A 21,350-nucleotide genomic window follows, 5' to 3' on the forward strand; every position below is an offset into this window, starting at 1 on the left:
GACACCGCCCCGACGTCACCTCGGCTTTCCGTCCGACGGTTCGGGTTCGGCGGGCAGGCCGGGCGCCATCCGGCGGAGCGAGGTGAAGGCGGGCACCAGGGCGTCGTACAGCTCGGCGAAGAGCGGCAGCAGCGCTGCGTAGGTGGCGGCGGCGGCCGGGTCGGGACGGATCGTCTCCTCGATCCGCACCAGGTCGGCGGCGACGTCGATGCTGGGGATCAGCCCGAGCGCCTCCATGCCGAGCAGCGCCGCGCCGAAGCTCGACCCCTCGTGCGCCGCCGGGAAGCTCACCGGCATGCCGAGCACGTCGGCGAGCATCTGCCGCCACAGGCCGCTGCGGGCGAAGCCGCCGCCGGCCCGGATCTCGCGGACCTCGTTGCCGGCCGCCCGCACCGAGCTGAGCACCAGCGCGAGTTGCTGGCAGACCCCCTCCAGGGCCGCTCGGACCAGATGCTCGCGGCGGTGCCCGTGGGTCAGCCCCACATACGCGCCGCGGGGTAGGGCGCTCCAGTGTGGGGCCCGTTCGCTGTGCAGGTAGGGCAGCATGATGAGCCCGCCCGAGCCGGCCGGCGCGCGGGCGGCGAGGGCGACCAGGTCCTCCTCCGAGTGTTCGCCCAGATCCGGGGCGAGTGCCGCGCCGGCCCACTTGAGCACGATGCCGCCGTTGTTGATGGCACCTCCGACCGCCCAGCGTTGCTCGGTCAGCGCGTAGCAGAACACCCCACCGAGCGGGTCCACGCCGGGCCGCTCGACCATCACGCGCATCGCGCCGCTGGTGCCGATCGAGCAGGCCACCATGCCGGGATGCACCGCGCCCAGGCCCAGGTTCGCCAGTGGCCCGTCGCCGGCGCCGACCACCACCGGGGTGCGCTGCGGCAGGCCGGTCTCGGCGGCGGCCTGCGGCGTGAGGCTGGGCAGTACGGCGGTGGTGGCGACCAGTCGGGGGAGTTGGTCAGCGGTGATGCCGGCGATGCCCAGCGCCTCGCTGTCCCACTCCAGGGTGTGGATGTCCAGCAGGCCGGTGGCCGACGCGATCGAGTGGTCGGTGACCAGCGCGTCGCAGAGCCGCAGCAGCACCCAGTCCTTGATGCCCACCCAGTGCGCGACGCTCTCGAAGAGCTTCGGCTCCTGCTCGGCGAACCAGAGCAGTTTGGGCAGCGGTGACATCGGGTGCATGGGCGTGCCGGTGCGCCGGTGCAGGGCCAGCCCGGACGGCACCGCCCGCAACCGCTCGGCCTGCCGCGTGGACCGGGAGTCGGCCCAGGTCACCGACGGGGTGAGCGGGTTGCCGCCTGAATCCAGCCCGATCAGGCTGTGCATGGCGGAGCTGAACGACAACCCGGCCACCGGCTGGACCAGCTCGGCCACGACGATGCTGATCGACCTCAGCACCGCGTCGAGGATGAGCCGGGGGTTCTGCTCGGCGTAGCCGGGTTGCGGGTTGTCCAGGGGGTAGCCGAGCGAGTGGCTGCCGAGCTGCTTCCCGTCGGTGTCGTACGCGACGGCCTTGGTGCTGGTGGTGCCGATGTCGACCCCGATCACGACCCCCGGCACGGTGACTGGCGGCACGACCGTCACCCCCTCGGAAAACGTGAACGCCGGCACCAGTATCGCCCTATCGTGCGGGATGCTCCGCCGATCGGGTATTTTGCCCGTTTCGGCGTGTCCGGGCGCCACGCCGCTCCGGTTAGACCCCGTGACAACCCAGATTGGTGGTCTGCGCGGCGAAGGAGTCGGCGTGGCAAAAACTGATTCGACGGGTTCCACATGGCGGTACCGGTGGGCGCGCCGGCAGAACGTGCGGCGGGTCAGCACGTACCGCGGTGCCGAGGCGGCGTGGCGGCGGCGAGCCGACGAGTTACGACGGCTCCGCGAACTGGCCGGCGACTTCCACGGCTCCGCTGCGGCCGGTGCCGGCCTGCCGCTGGAGTTGGCCGCCGACGAGGTGGTGCTCTGGGTCCTGCCCGCCGCACAACTGATCGAGGTGCGCCACACCACGGTCCTTCCCGCGCCGGACCTCACGATCGCCCGACCGGCCGGGCCGCTGCGCCCGCGCCGCCCCGACGGCGTACGCGTCACCGACGCCGGCATGGCCGTGATCACCAGCCGTCGACTGGTGCTGCTCGGCGGACGCGGCCGGCGGGACTGGGCGTACGGCCGGATGACCGGTCTGGCCCACGACCCGGCGGCGCCGGTCACCCTGATCCAGGTACTCGACCGGCGGCACACCTCCGGGTTGCTGCTGCCTGTCGACGCCGCGGCGGACTTCCGGTTCAAGCTGACCCTGGCCTTCGCCGACGCGATCGAACAACGTGCGGCGGTGCTCGCCCAGCTCGACGAGCTGATCGCCGAGCACGCCCAGCTCAAGCCGTTCCGGCCGGCGGTGGCCACGCCCGGGCAGGCCCGGCTGTCGTCGTTCGTGCCCGGCGGTCGGCGAACCCTCGCGGTGGCGGCGGCCATCGCGTTGCTGGTGCCGGCGGCGCTGATCGAGTCGAACCCGTCCGACCCGGCGGAGGTCGCCGTCGCCGCCACCCCGGCGCCCACTGCCAGCGTGACTCCCGCATCGAGCCGACCGGCGACTCCGGGGCTCGCGCTGAAGCCCCCGTCGCCGAAGCCGACGAAGTCACCACGCCCGTCGCCCAGCGCGACCACCCAGCAGCCGCGCTGCGGGGCGCCGGAGAACCCGCTGGGGTACGACTTCTGCGGCGGTACGCGGATCCGCAAACCGGCGGCGGAGGTGTGCGACTGGTTCGACTGCGTACCGCAGTTCTGGGCCGGTCGGGGTTACCTGGTGCAGTGCCGCGATGGTTCGGTCAGCCTGACCGGCGGCCGGTCCAACGCCTGCGCCGAGCACCGAGGCGTGCGGCGAACCGTCACTAAATGACCTATTTTGGGGGTCGGAGTCCGCTTCTATCGGCCAGAATGATCGAGTGGAGATCCGGTCTGACGATGGCGCCCGGGTGCGAATACGCCCCGTCGGCTACCAGCCCGGCATCGACCCACCCGACGACCCCGAAGGCGCCACGCCCGGCTGGCACGACTGGCTGCTCATCGAGGTGGACGCCCGGACCTCCGACGGTCAGACCTGGTCACACCACTACCCGAGCCTGATGGTCGAGGAGGCGCGCGCGCTCGGCGGCTGGCTGCACGGGCAGGCCACCGCCGCCCTCGGGCTGAGCGCACCGCCGGCGCTGGTCCGCTTCACCGAACCCAACCTGGCCCTCCGCACCCGCGTGCTCCGCCGACGCCGGCTGGAGCTGATCGTCGAGTTCTCCGCCGAGTCACTGCCCCCGTGGATGCGTCGCCCCTCCAGCGCTGTCTATCCGCTGATCCTCACCGTCTCCGCGGACGCCCTCGCCACCGCCGCCGAACACTGGACCGAGCACTGCGAGGCGTACCCGCCGAGGGCCCAGTCGCGGTTCCCGGTCCGCGACCCGATGACCGACCGCCGCCGCGCCGGCTGATCACCTGCAATTCTCTCCTTTCGGGCGCAACGGGATGCATCGATCCCGGTCGCGTTGCCTGTCACGTACGTGAGCGGTTGTAACGCATGTGACCGTGACCTCTGTGGCCTGCGCCCCCTGGCGGATCGCCTGGGCCGAGCGCGAGAACGAGCGCCGGCAGCGCGCGTACCGCGACGCCACCGACGCCTGGCGACGCCGCGACGACCACCTGGCCCGGCTCCGCGTCGAAGCCGCCAGCTTCCTCGGGTGTACGCAGCCCCGCGTCGGCCTTCCGGTGGACCTCGCCGACGACGAACTCGTCTTCCGCGTCCTCCCCGTCGCCACGCTGGTCGAGGCCGAGGCGCGGCACGTCCCCGGCCTACCCACCCCGGGCGGCTCCTGTTCCTTAGCCGAGACGTCAGGCGAGGCGCTGCCGGCGGGTCTGCGGGCCGTCGACACCGGTATGGCCGTCGTGACCAGTCATCGGGTCGCCTTCGGTGGGCGTGAGCACCGGCGCGAGTGGCGGTACGAGGACCTGGTCGGCCCCGCTCACCACCCCGACGTCCCGTTCACCCTGCTGCCCGACCACTGTCGACTCTCCGGACTGCTCGTCCCCGCCAACGCCGTGGTGAACTTCCGCTTCTATCTCGCGCTCGCTGTCGCTCCGGATCGCGCTGCCGTCCTGGCGCAGGTCGACGCCCTGCTGGCCGCGCACCGGGCGGCCCGGCCCGCGCCTGTCATGCTGGCGGAACCCGACGACGCGCCCCTGACCGCGGTACGCCCCGACCGGCGGGCGCTCGGCGCTGCCGCCATCGCTGCGGTGCTGATCGCGACGGTCGGCCCCGGCGCCCGCGGCCCGAGCCCGCACCTCTTGGGATCCGAGCCTGTGCCGCAGGCGCAAACCATCGCCCTGGACGTGCCGAGGGCCGGAGCGCCCCTCGTGTCGATCGGTGCCGTCGGGCCGGTGGCCCCCCGGTCGCGGGTCGGTTCGGCCGACAGCGCCGTCTGGAGCCCGCCGCACACCCCGACTGCCCGGCAGTCGTCAGCGGCAGCCGTCTCCAGAGTGGTGTCACCTGCCGTTACGGTGTCGGTAGCGCCAGCAGTCACCCCGTCGGTAGCCCCTGCTCCGTCGCCTACCTCGGTGCCGACCCCTGAGCCGGTCCCCACCACGGAACCGGCCACCCCAGCCGTCCCGACGCCGCCCGTCGCGTCAGCCTCCCCGACTCCGACGCCCACTGCGACGCCTTCGCCGATTGCGCTGCTGGCCGTCTGCCTGGATCCTCTGCAACTGCCGCTGCTGGACCCGCTGCTCTGCCCACCTCCGACGCCCTGATCCGTGTTCGTGGGTGCGTCAGCTCAGCCCGTGGCGCTGAAGTCGGGGACGGTCAGGGTGCCGTCGTCCGCGAGGGTGAAGCCGGGATTCCACGCGATCTCCCAGACGTGCCCGTCCGGGTCTGCGAAGTAGCCCGCGTAGCCGCCGTAGAAGGTCTCCCGGGCCGGCTTGGTCACCGTGGCACCAGCCTTGGTCGCCGTGGTGATCACCTCGTCCACCTCCTCGCGGGATCGGACGTTCTGGGCGAGGGCCATCCCGCCGGAGCCATCGGTGCTCGGATCGGCTATGCCAGCGTCGCCGGCGAGTTTGTCGCGGCCCCAGAGGACGACGGCCAGGCCGCCGGCCTGGAAGAAGACCGTCTCCTCGACCTCCTGGCCACGCCAGCCAAGGTGCTCGTAGAACGCCTTGGCGCGCGCCAGGTCGCTGACGCCGAGGGTGATCAGGCTGATCCGCTGCTCCATGCCCCCAACCTAGTGCGTGATCAGTCACCGGGTGTGCTACCCGGACGGCCGCCCGGTCATCGGCGGCGAGGCTGAAAAGCGCGCGCCCGACACTCGCGTGCGTCCGAAAAGGATTAGGGCGCGACGGTACGCTGCACATCGGTAGCACAGGGTGGTGATCGGAGCGTCCGTGGGCGCCTCGGCCACCAGACGTCGGTTGTGCCGGACACACGGGGGGAACCATGTTCGAGCGGCTGGGCAGATTCGTCGTGGGCAGAGCGTGGTGGGTGATCGCCGGGTGGGTGGTCGCGGCAGCCGCCATCATCCTCACCACACCGTCCCTGAGCGACATCACCTCCGCCGACCAGGAGAGCTTCCTGCCGCGGTCGTACGAGTCGGTGCAGGCCACCGAGCTGGGGCAGAAGGCGTTCCCGCAGCAGGCCACCGCGACGGCGACCATCGTGGTCAAGCGCGCCGACGGGCAGAAACTCACGTCGGCGGACGAGGCGAAGGTGGGCCAGCTCGCCCAGTCGCTCAAGGCCAAGAACATCCCGCGCACGTCCGGCTACCTGACCGGCCCGCCCGCGGTCGCGCCGGACAAGTCGGTGCAGATCATCAACGTCGGGCTCGACGCCCCCACCCCCGACGACCCGGCACTGCTCGACGCCGTGCGCGACCTGCGCGCGGACATCGGCCCGGAGCTGGCGAACAGTGGGCTGACCGCGGGCGTGGCCGGTGACGTGGCGAGCTTCGTCGACAACGAGGACACCTTCAACAACGCCTTCGCCGTGGTCGGCGTCGCGACGATCATCCTGATCATCGGACTGATCCTCGTCATCTTCCGCAGCCCCATCGCGGCGCTGCTGCCCGTGGTGGTCGTCGGCGTCGTCCTGAGCATCACGACGGGTCTCGTCGCCGCCGCGGGCAAGGCATTCGACCTCAGTGTCAGCCAGGATCTGCAGACGATCCTGCTGATCGTGCTGTTCGGCATCGGCACCGACTACATCCTGTTCCTGCTCTTCCGCTACCGGGAGCGGCTGCGCGCCGGCGACGACAAGCGCACCGCGATGATCGTCACCGTCCAGCGGGTCGGCGAGGTCATCACCTCGGCCGCCGGAGCGGTCATCGTCGCGTTCCTCGTGCTGCTCCTCGCCTCGCTGGGCTTCTTCGGCTCCCTCGGTCCGGCGCTCGCGATCGCGGTCGGCGTCATGCTGGTCACCTCGCTCACCCTCATCCCGGCGGTCGTCTCCCTGCTCGGCCGGTACGTCTTCTGGCCCTCGAAGGCGTGGCAGCGTGCGCCCAAGGCCACCATCTGGCACCGGCTCGGCAACACCGTCGGGCGCCGGCCGGCGCTTGTCGCGGCGGCCTCCGGCGTCCTCCTGGTCGCGCTCGCCGCAGGCGTGCTCGGCTACAAGGCCGACTACGACTTCAGCGCCGGCTTCCCGCAGGACACCGAGTCGGCGAAGGCCGCACAGGACCTACAGCGCGGGTTCGCCGCCGGCGCGCTCGCTCCTACCGAGGTCTACCTGACCACCGGCAACGGGTCGCCGCTGAACGAGCAGCAGGTCAACGACTTCGCGGCGGCCGTGGCGAAAGCCCCGGGTGTGGGCCAGGCGCAGCCCCCGGAGCGCAGCACCGACCCGAGTGTGGCCCGGGTCAACCTGCTGCTCAACGAGAACCCGGTCTCCAACGAGGCGATCACCCTCGTCCGCGACGACCTGCGCGGTGCCGTGCACGCGGCGGCCCCGCCGGGCACCCGGGCGCTGGTCGGCGGGACCACCGCGATCTTCGCGGACATCAACTCGGCCAACAACCGGGACCTGTCGGTGATCCTGCCGGTCGCGGCCGGCCTGATCGCGCTCATCCTCGCGCTGCTGCTGCGTAGTCTGGTCGCGCCGATCTACCTCGTGATAGCGGTGCTGCTCAACTTCGCCGCCACGCTGGGCGCCACTGTCTACCTTTTCCAAGGGCTGCAGGGTGAGCCCGGTGTCACCTTCCAGCTGCCGATCATCCTCTACCTCTTCGTGGTGGCTATCGGGACTGACTACAACATCCTCATGATCGCCCGACTACGCGAGGAGGCGCGGGAGGGCAACGAGCCGCACCAGGCCGCCGCCATCGGGGTCGAACACGCCGGCCCGACGGTCGCGGCAGCAGGCTTGATCCTGGCCGGGACGTTCGCGGTGCTGCTGCTTGCTCCGATCTCGTTCCTGCAGCAGATGGGCTTCGCGGTGGCGATCGGCATCGTGCTGTCGGCGTTCGTCATGTCGATGTTCTTCGTGCCGGCGCTGACCGCCCTGATCGGGCACAAGGCGTGGTGGCCGGGCCACGGCGACGAGCGACCGACCGGCGGGCCGCACGTCCCGCCGCAGCCGGAGGGGTAGCCGGGCGAGCGGACGTTCGGCCGATATCAGGCGGCGATGGCCCGAGCCGCGACGTACATGTCGGCGGGCAGCGCGTGGCGCAGCTTCCAGAGGATGCGCATGGGTCGGTCGCCGGTGTGCTCCTGGTACGTCATCGGCCCGGCGTACAGGTACGGCGGCGCGCCCAGGTCACGGTCGGGGATACGGGTCTCCCGGACGAAGAGGTGCACTGCCGACCCGCCCGACGTGTAGCGCTGTCCGGTCGCTGACGCCGACGAGGTGGTGCTCTGCGACTCCCACTGGAAGAGGGTGTCGGTGACGGCCCGGTCGGCGTACATGGTGGTGGGGGAGTAGTGCGCCGCGGACTTGACCAGGGTGACGAAGAACAGGTCGGCCTGGGCGTCGGGCAGCCACTTCACCCCCTCGCGCAGCGACCCCGGGTTGGTCATCCCGAAGGCGGCACATGCCTCGTTGCGGCTGTACCGGGCGTGCACCCGCAACGGCACCGCCCCCGGCGTGAGGGTGGGCGTGACCCGGTGGATGCGGTCCCGCAACACCTCGGCGACCTGCCGCAACTCGGCACAACGCGCCGGTTCCTTCCACAGCCGTGCCAGCTGTTCGTCCCGCATGGCGAGGGGTGCGTTCGGTCCCCAGAGGCTGAAGTGCAGCATGTCGAGCAGTCGGCCGCTGCCCGCGTACACCTGCTGACCTGGCGCGGGCGGTCCGGCCGCGACCCGGGTCAGCAGCTCCAGCCGGTCCACGTCGTCGGTGTGCAGCATGCGACCGATGGCCCGGCCCAACTCCCGGTCGTCCGGGCCGGGCGCGGACGTCTCGATGCCGGCGAGCCGGCGCAGACCGGTCCAGCCGCCGATGCTGGCCGAGCGGTACACGTCCTCGATCTCCAGGCCGGTCTCACAAAGGAACGTGGCCAGGCTGACGTCGCCGAGTTGCCGCAGCTCGGACACCAGACCGGCCTTCGAGGTGGGCAGCGCGCTCTTCAGGTTGGCGAGCACGACCTCCTTCGCCACCCGGTCCAGTTCGACGTGGCAGCCGCTCGGGAGGCTCGGGAAGTCGTCCCGGACCGCCTCGGTGATCGCCCGCCGGCTCACCCCGGTCAGCGCACGCCACCGCAGGTCGAAGCGGAAGTTGGCGTTCTGCCCACCGATGAAGTCGAGCACCGTGAGACAGGGCTTGTCGTCGTCCAGGCGCAGGCCACGGCCGAGCTGTTGCAGGAAGATCGTGGCGCTCTCGGTGGGCCGCAGCATCAGGATCGTGTCGACCATCGGCAGGTCGACGCCCTCGTTGAACAGGTCAACTGTGAAGAGCACCCGCAGCTTGCCGGCCTTGAAGTCCCGCAACAGCCCTTTTTGTGTCGAGCGCTCCACTCCCGACGTCACCGCCGCCGATGGCACGCCGTGGTCGTTGAACCACCTGGCCATGAACTCGGCGTGCCCGATGCTCACGCAGAACCCGAGCGCCCGCATCCGTCCGACGTCCACCTTGTCGCTGACCGCGCGAAGCACCGACCTCGCGCGGGCGTGGTTGCCGGTGTAGACGACGTCCAGCTCCGCCGGGTCGTAGCCCTGGCCGCGCTTCCAGGCGAGGTGCGACAGGTCCACGTCGTCGTGCAGCCCGAAGTACTGGAACGGCGACAGCAACTGCCGCTCCAACGCGTCCCACAGGTGCAGCTCAACCGCCGCGCGGCCGTCGAACCACCGACGCACGTCGCCGCCGTCGGCCCGGTCGGGGGTCGCCGTCAATCCGAGGAGTACGCGGGGACGCAGCCGCTCCAACAGCCGTGTGTACGTCGGCGCCTCCGCGTGGTGGAACTCGTCCACGATCACCATGTCGTACGCCTCGGGGTCGACCTCCCGGCGGTGCAGCGACTGGATGGAGGCGAAGACGTGCTTCCAACCGTTCGGCTTCTCGCCAGCGACAAGCGTCTCCCCGAAGCTGCCGTCGCCCATGACTTGCCGAAACGTCGACAGGCTCTGCCGCAGGATCTGCTCCTGATGGGCGATGAAGAGCAGCGAATCTGTTCGTCCCGCCTTGTGCAGCCGGCGGTAGTCCAGCGCGGCGACGACGGTCTTGCCGGTGCCCGTCGCCATCACCACCAGGTTGCGCCAACGCCCGTGGACCAGCCGTTCGGCGTCCAGGTCGGCCAGGATTTCCGCCTGGTACGGGTACGGGCGCACGTCCAGGTTCGAGATCTCGGTAGGTGTCTGGTCTCGGCGCTCCCCGGTGAGTGCCTGCCGAAGCCGTTCGGCGTCCCTGGCCGCGTCGTACGCCTCGAACGCCGGATCGTTCCAGTAGTCCTCGAACGTCGCCGTGAACGTGTCGATGACGTGCGGCTGCTCGATGTTCGAGATGCGGACGTTCCACTCCACGCCGTCGACCAGCGCGGTCTTCGACAGGTTCGACGAGCCGACGTACGCGGTGGTGGTGCCGTTGTTGCGGCGGAACAGCCACGCCTTGGCGTGCAGGCGGGTGGTCCGCGTCTCGTAGGACACCTTGACCTCAGCGCCGAGCTCCTTCAGCCGGTCGAGCGCTCGCTGATCGGTCGCGCCGAGGTAGGTCGTGGTGATGACCCGGACTTTGCCACCCCGGGCGATCAGGTCGCGGATGGGCTTCTCGACGATGCGCAGTCCGTACCACTTGATGAACGCGCAGAGTAGGTCGACGCTCTCGGCTGAGGCCATCTCGTGGTTGACCTCGTGGCCGATGCGGGGCTGGTGACGGCCGTTGACGAGTAACGCGCCGGTGGAGAGCGGGGTGGTCGGTCGGTCTGGGAAGGCTGGTAGCGCGGGTGGGGTTGGTGGGGCGGCGATGGCGTGGAGCAGGTGCTTCGCGTCGGTCACCTGGTCTTGGTCCGTTGCGGCCTTCGGGCTCAGCTCGCCGATGGCGTCGGCGATCCGGTTCGCCAGCTCGACCTGGTGGTGGAGCTTGTCGTCGCCGCCGGGGACGGATTGGAGGGCGCGGGCGGCCAGGGCGGCGATGTGCCGCGCGAGGGTGGTGTGCGCGTCGGCGGGGTCGAGCTTGTGGTGCTGGATCAGAGCGGGATCGACGTGCTGAAGACGATCGGCGAGCTCACGAGTGATCAGATGCTCGTAAAGCCCTCGCTCAAGATCCGTCATCAGGAGACGGTAGCTCCGTTGCGTTGCCCCTTCTGTCGGGTCCGCGACAACATTCACCCATCGAGCCTGCGGCATGCATTGCTAGAGAGTTTCCAGTATGGACCGCAGTAGTGGTGATCACCGTGGTGAGCAGGGAGTTGCGGGCTATGCCGGAGAACGTCGATGGAAACGTGAAGTGATGGCGGCGGCGCCCTCAGCCTCTGCTGCAGATATATGCCAGAAGCGCCGTCACTCTGGGGGTCCCGCGGGAAGGTCCATGGCGGTAAAGTCGTCCCTGCCGCCGGCGGGGAAGGGGCGAGTCCATGTATGCAGCTGCGAATTTGCGTAATAGGTATAGATGCGGTCCGTTCTCGCCACCTCGGAAGCCGGTTCTTACGCCTGTCTAATCCTTGTGACATTTTCTAAGCCACGTCAGTGGCACGACTCGGGCGTGTAGTTAGGCCGTAAACCGGGCCGGGTGGACGTTGTCCGTATAGGCGTTAGCGTTGCAGGCGTTCGCGCAACGCGGATGGGGAGTAATGTGTCTGTTCGGCGCATTCCTGGAGAGATAAACGGCGTCCCGGTGTTGGTGGAGGTCGTTCCGATCGGCGACGAGTACACGAGCACTAGACCAGCTCAGCAGAAAGCAGAGGAGCTTTTTGTCAAGGCTCAATCCGTAATTGAAGGAATGGTTGCATCTACTGCCGAAATGATGAGGTCTGCGGCTTATCGCGCGGCGCGACCTTCACAGGTGGAAGTTCAGTTTGGCTTGAAATTCTCTACACAAGCGGGGGTGATCTTCGCGAGCGCAGCCTCAGAGGCGAGCTTGAACGTGAAGTTGGTTTTTGGATCTGTCGGGGTGGCGGACGACGAAACCCGTTCTGATGTCGAGATGAAGGGAGGCAGCGATGAGCGTATCGACCGGTCAAGTTGCTGAAGAATTTCTGGGTCGCATTGAGAATGCCCAGGGCGACTATGTTGGCACATGTTTCCAAGTAACCGCTGGGGTGCTTGTGACTGCAGCTCACGTGATCCAGGAGGCTCTGCAAGAGGTAGACCGTTCAAACTTGATGGGTAGGATCGTCGCCGTTGCTCCACTCACCTCTGCCGGACGCGGGAACATTGCGGCCCGCGTGATCGCGGTGCATCCTAGTCAAGATCTTGCAGTCCTTCAAAGTGATAACCCCCTGCCCGCAGAGGTGTCGCACTTGGCGTATTCTGATGTGCAATCACCGGGGACCGAATTCTATATTACCGGCTGCGCTCTTCTTGATAACGAGTCGCGGTATAAAAGTTTGACCACTCTTGGCCACTGGGGGCGATCTGCCCACACGCTCAACGATTCTTCAATAGGGGCGGGGACCGCTGCCGGGGCGGAGCGGGGAATGAGTGGATCCCCGGTCTTGCGAACCAGCGACAATGCCGTTATTGGCGTGATGAGCATGCGTTACAACAGCGACGGCTGGTCCAGGGATCGGGTTTGGTTCGCCCGGGTCGAAGATTTGGTGTCAATCCTTCCACCCACGGTTCGAGTGCCTATATTTCGCACTGCCGCAAATGGGGATGATGGTGCAACTCGCTTAGGGGTGACATACGAAGATAAGTCCAGATTAGCGAACGAAGCTAACTTCTTCATGCCTAACGAATGGACCGGGGCATGGGTCGATTCGGTAGCTGCCTTGGAGTCGAGCAAGGTACTAATTCTCGTCGCTCCCGCAGGCTTCGGTTCAACAACATTCGCTGAACAGTTGATCGTTAGGGAGGGCGACTTCCGCCTGCGATTGGCTAAACTTGAGCCGGGTGACTGGGACAGGCCGCATGCTGCTTCCCTGCCCATGCAGGCATGGCACGGATACATTCTCGACTTGCAAGACCCTGAGCATGATAGGCCCACCGCCGAATTCCTGCGCGGTTTGGACGATATCGCGACCGCTCTCGCTGAAATCCAATCGCATCTTATCGTGACGATCAAAGAAAGTTTGTGGTCTAATCGGCATGCCACATCACTAAACAATGTACGAGCTGTTCGTATCGATCAGCCGCCGGATCCACATGCGCTGGTCGAGAGATTTTTCGAAGAGTTCGACCCTATCGTTGTCGAAGCGGTACGTCAAGATCGCGTTCGCACGCACCTTAATGGCATGAATGCGATCGAGTCTAGCCAGGCTGTGGGACAGATCGTGGATCTGCTCGAGCCCTTTGGTGACCGCAGTTCATTATCTACTTCAAAAATCGCCGAAATGATTGCCGAGGTGCTCGATAATCACGTCGACGACTTGGATGTATTATTCGGTGAGGAAGGCACCGATCATCGGCCTACCTCCTCGTTTAGTAGAGAAAAAGACCGACCCCTTGCGCTCAACGATCGATGCTTGCTACTTACACTTTCTGTCCGTTCTGCGGTGCATCTGAGCAATCTTGAACGCGATTGGCGAAGCTTTCTGTCCGAGCTTAGAGGGAAGCCTGAGGAGGATGTTCGTCACCTGGACGCCGTCTTGGCTAGGTCTGGAATTAGGGGACGGCTAAAGCGTATTCGCGCATCGGTCGACAGAGACGAAATGGCCCGACTGGCTAGGCCAGCTTTCGGTGTGGCGGCTATCCGTTACGTCTGGGATAACTATAGCGAGGTGCGGCGCCCGCTCGTCCGTTGGATGAGTACAAATATCTCTCAGGATTCGGGGCCGCTCTCGCCGGCTGCGTGGGTGTCTACCTTGGTGCGTCGAAGTCAAGACATCGAATTCATTCGTCACGATCTCCGTAACATCGGCGACAAAGGGATTTTGAAGGATGTTCTTTTCGACGCCTGTCGCGACATGCACATGCGGCGTCGGGCGGAGCGGATATTGTATGATTGGGCACAAAGTGCCGAGATGCAAGACGTCGTCATAGACGTTGCGACGCGCCTATACCTCCTCGATCAACGCCCGATCGCTGTTAGGCGATTGCAGCGAGTGGCTGATTCCGCCAAAATATCAGATGGAACCGCGGCACTGGTTGTGGCGGCCTTCGACCAGTTCCTTGCAGACGAAAACGCACGAGAGCCTTTCCTCGCTACGGTCTCGGAATGGTTGACTGCGGCCGGCGCGCGGGCCTCCTCAAGGTTTGCGCTCGATGCGATGGTAAGAGACGCTGAAGGCGTCGAAGTGTTTCTCGCTCTCGAGAAGAGAGGAATTTTGCAACTAAAACCTTTTCTGGCGCAGCTTCTTGATGATGAGCCTTCGCATGCAACAATTGTCACTATGTTTAGGTCGGCTAATGACGACGCCAGCTATGATGCCCTCATCGAGTCCTTGGCCGGCGCCGCACGGGAAAACGGGCTGATCGCGAGTCTCTTCAGGTTGTCCGGGGCGCTGGATTCCACGGCCGGAATGCGGAATCCGGTCAAGGACTTGTCGGTGCGGCTGGAGGGGTACATTGCGGGAAGGGTTGTGGAAAGTAGCCATGTTCAGGCTTGACCGCCGGCGAAGGGCTATCCTCTTCCCGGCTCGGATGCCGCTGGAGACGCGCACCGAACACGTGCTCTTGGAAGCGGACTTTACCGCGACGGTTCGAACGGGGCGTACTCACGCGGACTTGGACGCCTTAGTGCGTAGCAGGCTGCATGCGCTAGCTTTCAGCGTCACCTCCAGATTGCAGCCGGTATTCGTCGGGCAGGCCCAGGACGAGATCAACGGCCTGTTGGGGCAACCCAAAGATTGCCCCGATGGCTTTTACCGCGATTTAGTTGGGAATGTTCAGTTGTATATGTCCGACGAGGTTACCGCCGACCTTGCGAAGCAGCGAGAGGATGCTGCCAGGCTTCGGCGGCTTCGTTTTTTGAAGGAAAACATCTTCTCTGACCCGAGCTTCGTGGCTATTGAGCTGTTCGAGCGCAATCCCGTAGGTGGTCCCGAGCTGGATTCCTTGCTCAAGAGAGCTTCTGAGATGGCTCTAAAGCTCAGGTCGTTCGATGACTGGTGGGCCCCTTTGTTGCTGGCTTGGGGGGATCTCGCTCAAAAGATGCAATCTCCCGCGGAGGCCGATGTTGCGATGCGCGTACTCCTTAGGGCAATTAGCGACCTCGACTCGAGGCTAATTCGAAATTACCCAGTTCCGAGACCAGAGGCTGGCGGCCCTAACTAACCCACTGAATAGATTGTGGCTATGCCGAAATTTCCTACATCAAGTCGCCTTGATGCCGCCCTGCCTGTGAAGGTAGATAAGTGCGCATTCATCCTTAGGGTCGACGATGCGTCCAATAGAGCGAGGGGAAGGGCAGCCTGCCTTATGGATGTTGCCAGCTACTTCTGCGTTAGTGGTGCGCCTGTGCAGGTGAGGACATGGACGTCGAAGACTGGTGCACTCTGCCAGTTCGGCCGCAAGGTGGTGACCTTGCTCCAGCCCCAACACCCATACATCGTTTGGGCGGCCAGATTGTCAGAGCGGACCAGGAGGGTTGCTCGGGTCTCAGTCCGGCATCCGATCAAGTCATTGTGTAGCGCTGCGGCGATGCCCTGACGTCGCCAACCGGGACGTACCAGCAGCTCGCTGATCGCGAAGGTACGTTGGCCGTCCTCGTCGGTGAACCCGGGCGGCACCGGCTCGTGGATGCCATCCCACCACCGAGTCTCGGATGGCAGCGGGAACCCATAGATATAGCCGACCAGGGTCCCGTCGAGCGTTGCGGTGACCAGCTCCCAACCGACCCGTTGCATGTGTAGGGAGAGCTGACGCCGGTACCGGTCCTCGCTGTGGAACTCGCTGCCGCCCGCGTAGACCTCCAGGTAGAGGTCCACCAACTGATCGAGGATTCCCTTGGCCTCGTCCGCGTTGTGATGGCGGAGTTGCAGGCCCTCGATCACGCTTTCACCGCTAGGTCGTAAGCACTGACGAACTCGCGGGCTGCCGTGGTCGCTCGCCGTGATGTCGCCAGAGTCGAATGCACCTGTGCAAGATGCCGGGTGATGCGCCCTGAGTTCATCCGGCTTACTGCGGGCAGTGCGTCCAGCGCGATTCGCGCTGCCTCGTTGACGTCGCCTTGCTGGTACATCGCCTGAGAGAGGTGGACGGCGTAGTAGACCTGGTTACGTCGATGGCCCGGCGATGGGTTGGCGATGATCTCGCGGAACGATTGAGCGGCACGGCCGGGTTTGTCTAACTCAAGGTAGGAGAGCCCTTCGATGCCGTTCAGCTCTTGCGAGTTCACGAAGTGAACAAATCCCGGATCATCCTCATGTGTTCCGCGTTCTAGCTCACGGCGAGCCTTGGTCATTTCGCGACTGAACCCACTCTCGTCCCTCAGTACGGCGTGGGCATGCGCCCTTCGCAGGTGCAGCAACGTGGTGAGTCGAGGCGTCGCCCATCCGGCAGACACACGCAGCGCGGCTTCGGCACAATGCAGTGCCTCGCCGGGCTGACTCTCCCGAAGCAGCATCGATAGCTGGGTCAGCGCCCGCACTTCTACGCGAGGGTCATCGGCGATGCGGGCCCGGGTGATGGCCTCGTTCAGGTACGGCCTGGCTTCTGGCCGGCGGTCGGCATCGATAGCGAGCCACGCGGCTTGGATGCCGAGATCAGCCAGGGCGCTTTGAAGAGCGTCGCCAACGGCTCTGCTGTAGTTCGAGCTCGCCGCCCAGGTCGATAGCCTGGTGTGCACGTGGATAGCGACGTCACACAGTTGGTCGGCGCCGACTGCCGCATCGGCCCGTCGGAGATCTTCCACCAGCGAGGTGGCCAGTCGTACCTGCTCCATGCCGATATTCGCCGGGTCGGCAGAGCCCGTGAGCAGGTAGGGGTGACCGGCTGCGGCGAGTCCCGCGAGCGCGGCCATTGCGTTGAAGCGTCGCCGGTCCGTAGCGCCACCCCCTTCGGTTGGTGCCTCCTCCACGGTAACCGCCATGGCCGGGACTTCACCCTGCTCAGCTTGAGGGGCGTCGTGTGTGCGACCGGGCGCGCGATTCCGGATTTGAAAGGGCTGGTCAGGAAGACCGAACCACAGGCAAGACGCCGGTATCCGAAGGATCTGCGCCCAGTGCGCGAGTCGGTCCAGGTGCACGAGCGGCGGCCCGTTCTCCACTCGACTGAGCTGTGCCTGCGTGATGCTCAGCCAACTCGCGACCACGGTCTGCGGCAAAGCGACGCGGCCGTGGTACGGGTGAGACCGGTAAGCCCTGATGAGCCGCCCGAGATGTCGCTCGGCCAAGGCCTGCCGGACCGGCTCGTGGTCCCAGAAACTGGCCGGCACCACCGGCGGTGCGCTCAGACGATCACGCTCGGCAGCCTGGCAGGGAGCACATCGCCCGCTGTCGTTGTCGCGAGCCAGGCGCCCGCCGCACCGGGGGCAGTTCGCATGTGTCACCGGCGGCTCCGTCCGTCTCGCCTCATCGAGCCTATTCATTGAACAGGCTGCGTGGAGGGTTGGTATACGTGAGACGCATATCCGGGGTGACAGCAGTTGCTCAAGCCGGGCGTACCAACCGCAACGTCTCGATGACCACGCCCCATCGCTCTGGTGAGTTCAGCGGTTTCCCGTCCGCCACGACCACGCCGGCAGCGCGCAGCACCTCCAGGTGACCCGCGTACGCCGGATGCGCCGCCAACTCGTCCTTGGTGTGCGGGAACGCGATGATCGGCAGTCCCGCTCCCAGTGATTCGTTGAGGACGCCGAGCGCCAGTGTGTCGTTGATGCCCAGCGCCCACTTCGTCACCGTGTTGAACGTGACCGGCGCGGCCACCACCACGTCAGCCGGAGGATGCGGCTCGGGGTCGCCGGGCATGCGCCACTCGACGCGTACCAGATAACCGGTTTTGTTCTGGAGCGCCTCCCGGTCGAGCCACGGCGCGGCGGTCGGGCTGACGATCATGCACACCTGCCACCCGTCGGCGATCAGTAGATCGACCAACTCGTGGATGTGTTCCGCCGGGCCCGCGGCGCAGACGACCAGATACAGCACCGGACGTTCCGTCATGCCCGCAGTCTGCCCGACTCGGCGGAGGCGTGGTCGAGCGCATACCGATTCCGCATGCCGCCCACGATCACCGTGACATGCCGTATCGCCTGGTCAAGCGCGAGAGTCGACGCATGGCCCGGGGCGGGTGCTCGGTCCTGGAGTTGCGCCGGCCCCCGTAACGGCGCAGCTTTCCCCGCCCGCCCCGGTGCCACTCAACTCGTCACCATCCTGGAGCCGCCATGCCCACCCTGACCGCCGCCTGGGCTTCGGTCGACGATCGGGCCGCCGGTGACTTCTGGTGCACACTCGAAGACCGCCAGCCCGGCCTGCTTCCGCACCGGGACGCGCCGCTGTTCTTCACCGCGTTGGGCCGCCTCGCGGTCGGCGGCGACGACCCGGCGAACCGGGCGGCGCTGCTCAGGGTGCTCGGCCGCGCGTACCGTCACTTCGACCTGCTCCCGCACGCCACCACCATCGGCGACGCGCTGCTCGCGACAGTCGCCCGCCACGTCCACCCACTGTGGACGCCGCAGCTCGCCGCCACCGCCGAGCGCGCCCTGCGCCGATCCACAGACGCCGTGCGCCGCGCCGCCAGACAGGCCGGCGACGGCTCGGCCTGGTGGCACGTCCAGGTGATCGGCCACGACCGGCCGTCTCCCGACATCGCCATCCTGACGGTACGTCCCTGGCGGCGACTGCCCTTCCAGCCAGGTCAGGCCGTGCCGGTCTGCACACCCCGCCTGCCCGGGCACTGGCGCTGGCTCTCACCAGCCAACGCCCCACGCGCCGATGGCACCGTCGAGCTGCACGTCCGCGCCGTGCCCGGCGGCACCGTCTCCCACGACCTGGTTCATCGGGTACGCCCCGGCGAGCTGCTCTGGCTCGGCCCGCCCGTCGACACCGGGCTGAGCCTCGACCCGGCGAGCACCAACGATCTGCTGCTCGTCGCCGGTGGCACCGGCCTGGCACCACTGCGCGCCCTGGTCGAGCAGGTCGCCGCCGCACCGGACGGTCGACGGGTGACGCTTGTCGTCGGCGCGCGCACGTTCACCGACCTGTACGACGCGATCGCACTCGACAAGCTGCAATGCGCCCACGACTGGCTGACCATCGTGCCGGCGCTCTCCGACGACCTCTGCGCCGAGCCGGCCGAGCGGGGCGACGCCCTAAGCATCGCTCTCGATCAGTATCAGCCTGGCCAGGACATCTACCTCTGCGGCCCGCCCGCGATGCTGGCCAATGCGCGGCTACGGCTGTGTACCCTCGGCATCCCCGTCGCGCGCATCCACCTGCCCAGGGCGCCAGAGGGTCGGGAATAGTTCGCCGAGAAGCGTGATGCCGGTGAGGCATCAAGATGACTCACCAGCATCACGCTCGTCAGGACCAAGCCTGCCGGACCCGGGTCACACCCCCCGGCGCGCGGTCAGGTGTTCGTGTCGCCGAACTCGCGTACCCCGTCGACGTCAAGCGTGATCCGCCCGTTCTCGGTCCACTGGCCGGTGGCGGCGAGCCAACTCGGGTCGTCGCGCTCGTCGATGGTGCTCCAGCTGTGCCGGTGATGCCGTAGCTGGATCGGCCCTGTCGACTGGCCCGGCGCGAGCGTCCCACCGGTGAAGGTCAGCTCCACCCAACCGGGGACGGCAGTGCCCGGCGGGGGATACGGCGGCGCCGGTGTCGACATCGCCGACGGCGGCCCGCCCGGTGGGACGAAGAACTGCACGGTCTGGCGGATCCGGTCGCAGCCCAGCGCCGCCCAGTCGCAGTTCGGCACCAGCGAGGTGTTGCCGCCCTCGAAGCGCAGGTGGTAGCGCACCTGCACAGTGCTCAGGTCGAGCGGCCCGGTGCCCGTGTTGGTGACCCGCAGGAGGTGCTGGATCTGGTTGTTCGTCGGGGACCAGTCGAGATTGAGGTAGCTGACCGTCGCGCGGCCGCTGGCCGTGCGCACTGTGGTGGCGGCCGAGGAGTCGGAGTAGCCGCCGAGCGCGCGGGCGGCAACCGCGATGCGGTACGTCGTGCCGGGCGCCAGGTCGGTCAGCGTGATCGTGGTGTCCACTGTGGTGCCGAGCCAGCGGTACGTGTTGGGGCCCAGTGGCACCTGCACCTCGTAGTTGATGGGCTGACCGGTGCCCTGCCCGTCGACCCAGGTGGACGGCGCCCAGGTGAGCGTGAGCTGGTGAGGTTCGTTGACCACCACCGTCGGGCTGCCAGGGGTGCTGATCGCCGGGCCGTCGTCGGCATGGGCGACGCTGACGGCGAGCAGGCTCGCCAGCGCGGCGACGGCTACGACGGCGATGGCGCGGCGAGGGGACATGAGGCGAATGCTAGGGCCGTGCCCGCAAAACCGATAGTCAACAGTCAATATGTGGTTCGCCGGCAACTGGTCCGACACGGCGTACGCCATCTGCGCCACGGCGTAGCGACGAGTGTTACGTGTGGCCGCCCCGGCGCTTCGGGGGCGGCCACACCGGCTGACTGGTCGGCTCAGGAGCTGCCTTGCCGCTGGATCCGCCCGTCGCCCGAGACCTTGGCCCGGCCCAGGTCGCGTTCGGTGCCGGCCGGGCCGGTCGCGGTACGGCGGTGCCGTTGGTCGGGCGAGTGCTCCACGGTCGAGCCCTGGCGGCCCGGAGCGCCGCTGCCCGGATGCCGCCGCCCACGTGCCGATTCGCCGCCGCTGTCGTGTTTGTTCTGCTTGTGGCTACCCATGGATCGCGCGTACCCGGTCACTGTGCGGCTAGTCCTGAGCCTTCGTCAGCGCCACGGGAGCGAGCGGACTCACGGATTCCAGTAGACGAGGACGCTGGCCTGGTCGAAGCGTCGATCCCTCAGGTCGGCACGCTGGATCACCCAGTGGATGCTCGCGCCGCCCTGTCTGCCGCCGTGGAACTCGGCCAGCAGAACCCAGTCACCATGGTCCGGTGGCCCACCACCGCGCACCGGCCCGTCGTGGCCGGACCAGCCCGAGGGGTTGGCGCCCAACCAGGCGGGGTTGAAGCCGTTGCAGTCAGTGCCGTAGCCGCCCAACAGTAGCGGCGTCCAGCCTCGACGGGAGAACGGGCCGTCCGGCACTTTGCCAAGGACGTCCTGCCACACCTTGGTCATCTCTTCGAACGGGGGATCTCCCGGCAGCGGCGGTGACCACGGGGGCCCCGGGATCGTCTTGACGTAGGGAAGCGAGATGTCGACCGTGAGGTGCAGATCGCCCTGGGGGATCTTCGCGTAGACCTCGGCACACTCCTCGTCGTCCGGGGTGAAGCCCGGCGGATACTGTTCTCGCTCATCGACGGCGACGCCCGCCGGCACGTACATCACCTCGCCGTAGCCGTCTTCTTCGGGCCAGCCGAACAGCAGCAGTTGGCCGTCGGCCGGTAGCGGAAGGTCGGTCAGGTCCGCCGGAAGGGCAGCGCAGTCGATGGTGGCGATCAAGGGAAACCTGGGGTCCTCGGCGTCGGCCGGGAGCATGACCGGCCCACGGAGGGCGCCCACGACCGGCCCGTCACCCTGCTGTGTCAGGAGCGCAGACGGGCGGGCGAGCTCCAGCCAGCGCTCCACGTCGGCGGCGGGGATGTCGCGGCGCAGCGCCTCGGCGCGGACCTGATCGAGGATCTTCACGTTTCGGGAAAGCATGGGAGCACCGTAGGTCAACCGTGCGACGTTCACGGACCCGCCGGATATTGGCCGTCCGGAAGGCAGGCGCCCCTGCGATCGATACCGCGATTTGCCGTCCGCGGG

17 protein-coding genes are annotated in these 21,350 nt (G+C 67.2%); 8 read left to right on the top strand and 9 right to left on the bottom strand.

Annotation, left to right across the window (positions count from 1 at the left end):
- Positions 1-15: 15 nt before the first annotated feature.
- A complete protein-coding gene (locus O7614_RS06970; RefSeq protein WP_278137646.1) occupies positions 16-1,569 on the bottom strand; it encodes a gluconokinase in 1,554 nt (517 codons plus the stop codon).
- Between the two features lie 169 nt (positions 1,570-1,738).
- On the opposite strand from O7614_RS06970, the gene O7614_RS06975 reads away from it, so the two are divergent.
- From O7614_RS06975 to O7614_RS06985, 3 genes are all read left to right on the top strand, one after another.
- The gene (locus tag O7614_RS06975) at positions 1,739-2,884 is read left to right on the top strand and encodes a hypothetical protein (protein WP_278137647.1); all 1,146 of its coding nucleotides are present in this window, start codon (positions 1,739-1,741) and stop codon (positions 2,882-2,884) included.
- A gap of 46 nt (positions 2,885-2,930) precedes the next feature.
- On the top strand, positions 2,931-3,464 hold the full coding sequence (locus tag O7614_RS06980) for a hypothetical protein (protein ID WP_278137648.1): 534 nt from the start codon (positions 2,931-2,933) through the stop codon (positions 3,462-3,464).
- 94 nt (positions 3,465-3,558) lie between these two features.
- Positions 3,559-4,776, top strand: a complete 1,218-nt coding sequence (locus O7614_RS06985) for a hypothetical protein (protein WP_278137649.1) — start codon at positions 3,559-3,561, stop codon at positions 4,774-4,776.
- Between the two features lie 23 nt (positions 4,777-4,799).
- Here the strand turns inward: O7614_RS06985 and O7614_RS06990 are convergent, their stop codons facing one another.
- Positions 4,800-5,237, bottom strand: coding sequence for a VOC family protein (locus tag O7614_RS06990; protein WP_278137650.1), 438 nt, complete (start codon positions 5,235-5,237; stop codon positions 4,800-4,802).
- Between the two features lie 221 nt (positions 5,238-5,458).
- On the opposite strand from O7614_RS06990, the gene O7614_RS06995 reads away from it, so the two are divergent.
- Positions 5,459-7,600, top strand: a complete 2,142-nt coding sequence (locus O7614_RS06995) for an MMPL family transporter (protein WP_278137651.1) — start codon at positions 5,459-5,461, stop codon at positions 7,598-7,600.
- 26 nt (positions 7,601-7,626) lie between these two features.
- On the opposite strand, the gene O7614_RS07000 is transcribed toward O7614_RS06995, so the two are convergent.
- Positions 7,627-10,713: a DUF3427 domain-containing protein gene (locus O7614_RS07000; RefSeq protein ID WP_278137652.1), complete on the bottom strand. Its 3,087-nt coding sequence runs from the start codon at positions 10,711-10,713 to the stop codon at positions 7,627-7,629.
- A 520-nt stretch (positions 10,714-11,233) separates the two neighbouring features.
- Here O7614_RS07000 and O7614_RS07005 point away from each other — a divergent pair.
- Genes O7614_RS07005 through O7614_RS07015 form a run of 3 tightly spaced genes read left to right on the top strand, consistent with a single transcriptional unit; the run spans position 11,234 to position 14,814 of the window.
- The gene (locus tag O7614_RS07005; protein ID WP_278137653.1) at positions 11,234-11,629 is read left to right on the top strand and encodes a CU044_2847 family protein; all 396 of its coding nucleotides are present in this window, start codon (positions 11,234-11,236) and stop codon (positions 11,627-11,629) included.
- A complete protein-coding gene (locus O7614_RS07010; protein WP_278137654.1) occupies positions 11,601-14,147 on the top strand; it encodes a serine protease in 2,547 nt (848 codons plus the stop codon). The genes O7614_RS07005 and O7614_RS07010 overlap by 29 nt, the downstream gene beginning before the upstream one ends.
- Positions 14,148-14,181: 34 nt before the next feature.
- Complete coding sequence (locus O7614_RS07015) at positions 14,182-14,814, top strand: hypothetical protein (RefSeq protein ID WP_278137655.1); 633 nt, start codon at positions 14,182-14,184, stop codon at positions 14,812-14,814.
- Positions 14,815-14,972: 158 nt separating this feature from the next.
- On the opposite strand, the gene O7614_RS07020 is transcribed toward O7614_RS07015, so the two are convergent.
- The 3 genes from O7614_RS07020 to O7614_RS07030 form a co-directional block, all read right to left on the bottom strand.
- Positions 14,973-15,533, bottom strand: coding sequence for a GNAT family N-acetyltransferase (locus O7614_RS07020; RefSeq protein WP_278137656.1), 561 nt, complete (start codon positions 15,531-15,533; stop codon positions 14,973-14,975).
- Positions 15,530-16,570 (bottom strand): hypothetical protein, encoded by a 1,041-nt coding sequence (locus tag O7614_RS07025; RefSeq protein ID WP_278137657.1) that lies wholly within the window; start codon positions 16,568-16,570, stop codon positions 15,530-15,532. Before O7614_RS07025 ends, O7614_RS07020 begins: the two co-directional genes overlap by 4 nt.
- 559 nt (positions 16,571-17,129) lie before the next feature.
- Positions 17,130-17,639 (bottom strand): flavoprotein, encoded by a 510-nt coding sequence (locus tag O7614_RS07030; RefSeq protein WP_278137658.1) that lies wholly within the window; start codon positions 17,637-17,639, stop codon positions 17,130-17,132.
- A gap of 221 nt (positions 17,640-17,860) precedes the next feature.
- On the opposite strand from O7614_RS07030, the gene O7614_RS07035 reads away from it, so the two are divergent.
- Positions 17,861-18,940: an FAD-binding oxidoreductase gene (locus O7614_RS07035; RefSeq protein WP_278137659.1), complete on the top strand. Its 1,080-nt coding sequence runs from the start codon at positions 17,861-17,863 to the stop codon at positions 18,938-18,940.
- A 104-nt stretch (positions 18,941-19,044) separates the two neighbouring features.
- On the opposite strand, the gene O7614_RS07040 is transcribed toward O7614_RS07035, so the two are convergent.
- From O7614_RS07040 to O7614_RS07050, 3 genes are all read right to left on the bottom strand, one after another.
- The gene (locus tag O7614_RS07040; protein ID WP_278137660.1) at positions 19,045-19,932 is read right to left on the bottom strand and encodes a cellulose binding domain-containing protein; all 888 of its coding nucleotides are present in this window, start codon (positions 19,930-19,932) and stop codon (positions 19,045-19,047) included.
- Between the two features lie 170 nt (positions 19,933-20,102).
- Positions 20,103-20,324, bottom strand: coding sequence for a hypothetical protein (locus O7614_RS07045; RefSeq protein WP_278137661.1), 222 nt, complete (start codon positions 20,322-20,324; stop codon positions 20,103-20,105).
- Positions 20,325-20,393: 69 nt separating this feature from the next.
- Positions 20,394-21,245, bottom strand: coding sequence for a hypothetical protein (locus tag O7614_RS07050; protein WP_278137662.1), 852 nt, complete (start codon positions 21,243-21,245; stop codon positions 20,394-20,396).
- Positions 21,246-21,350 lie beyond the last annotated feature (105 nt).

Source organism: Micromonospora sp. WMMD961, assembly GCF_029626145.1.
Lineage (GTDB): Bacteria > Actinomycetota > Actinomycetes > Mycobacteriales > Micromonosporaceae > Micromonospora.

Excerpts from the sequence above, each read along its gene's own strand:
- O7614_RS07000 (WP_278137652.1), bottom strand. The coding sequence starts at position 10,713 with ATGACGGATCTTGAGCGAGGGCTTTACGAGCATCTGATCACTCGTGAG.
- O7614_RS06990 (WP_278137650.1), bottom strand. The coding sequence starts at position 5,237 with ATGGAGCAGCGGATCAGCCTGATCACCCTCGGCGTCAGCGACCTGGCG.
- O7614_RS07040 (WP_278137660.1), bottom strand. The coding sequence starts at position 19,932 with ATGTCCCCTCGCCGCGCCATCGCCGTCGTAGCCGTCGCCGCGCTGGCG.
- O7614_RS07010 (WP_278137654.1), top strand. The coding sequence starts at position 11,601 with ATGAGCGTATCGACCGGTCAAGTTGCTGAAGAATTTCTGGGTCGCATT.
- O7614_RS07025 (WP_278137657.1), bottom strand. The coding sequence starts at position 16,570 with ATGGCGGTTACCGTGGAGGAGGCACCAACCGAAGGGGGTGGCGCTACG.
- O7614_RS07050 (WP_278137662.1), bottom strand. The coding sequence starts at position 21,245 with ATGCTTTCCCGAAACGTGAAGATCCTCGATCAGGTCCGCGCCGAGGCG.
- O7614_RS06995 (WP_278137651.1), top strand. The coding sequence starts at position 5,459 with ATGTTCGAGCGGCTGGGCAGATTCGTCGTGGGCAGAGCGTGGTGGGTG.
- O7614_RS07035 (WP_278137659.1), top strand. The coding sequence starts at position 17,861 with ATGCCCACCCTGACCGCCGCCTGGGCTTCGGTCGACGATCGGGCCGCC.
- O7614_RS07045 (WP_278137661.1), bottom strand. The coding sequence starts at position 20,324 with ATGGGTAGCCACAAGCAGAACAAACACGACAGCGGCGGCGAATCGGCA.
- O7614_RS07030 (WP_278137658.1), bottom strand. The coding sequence starts at position 17,639 with ATGACGGAACGTCCGGTGCTGTATCTGGTCGTCTGCGCCGCGGGCCCG.
- O7614_RS07015 (WP_278137655.1), top strand. The coding sequence starts at position 14,182 with ATGCCGCTGGAGACGCGCACCGAACACGTGCTCTTGGAAGCGGACTTT.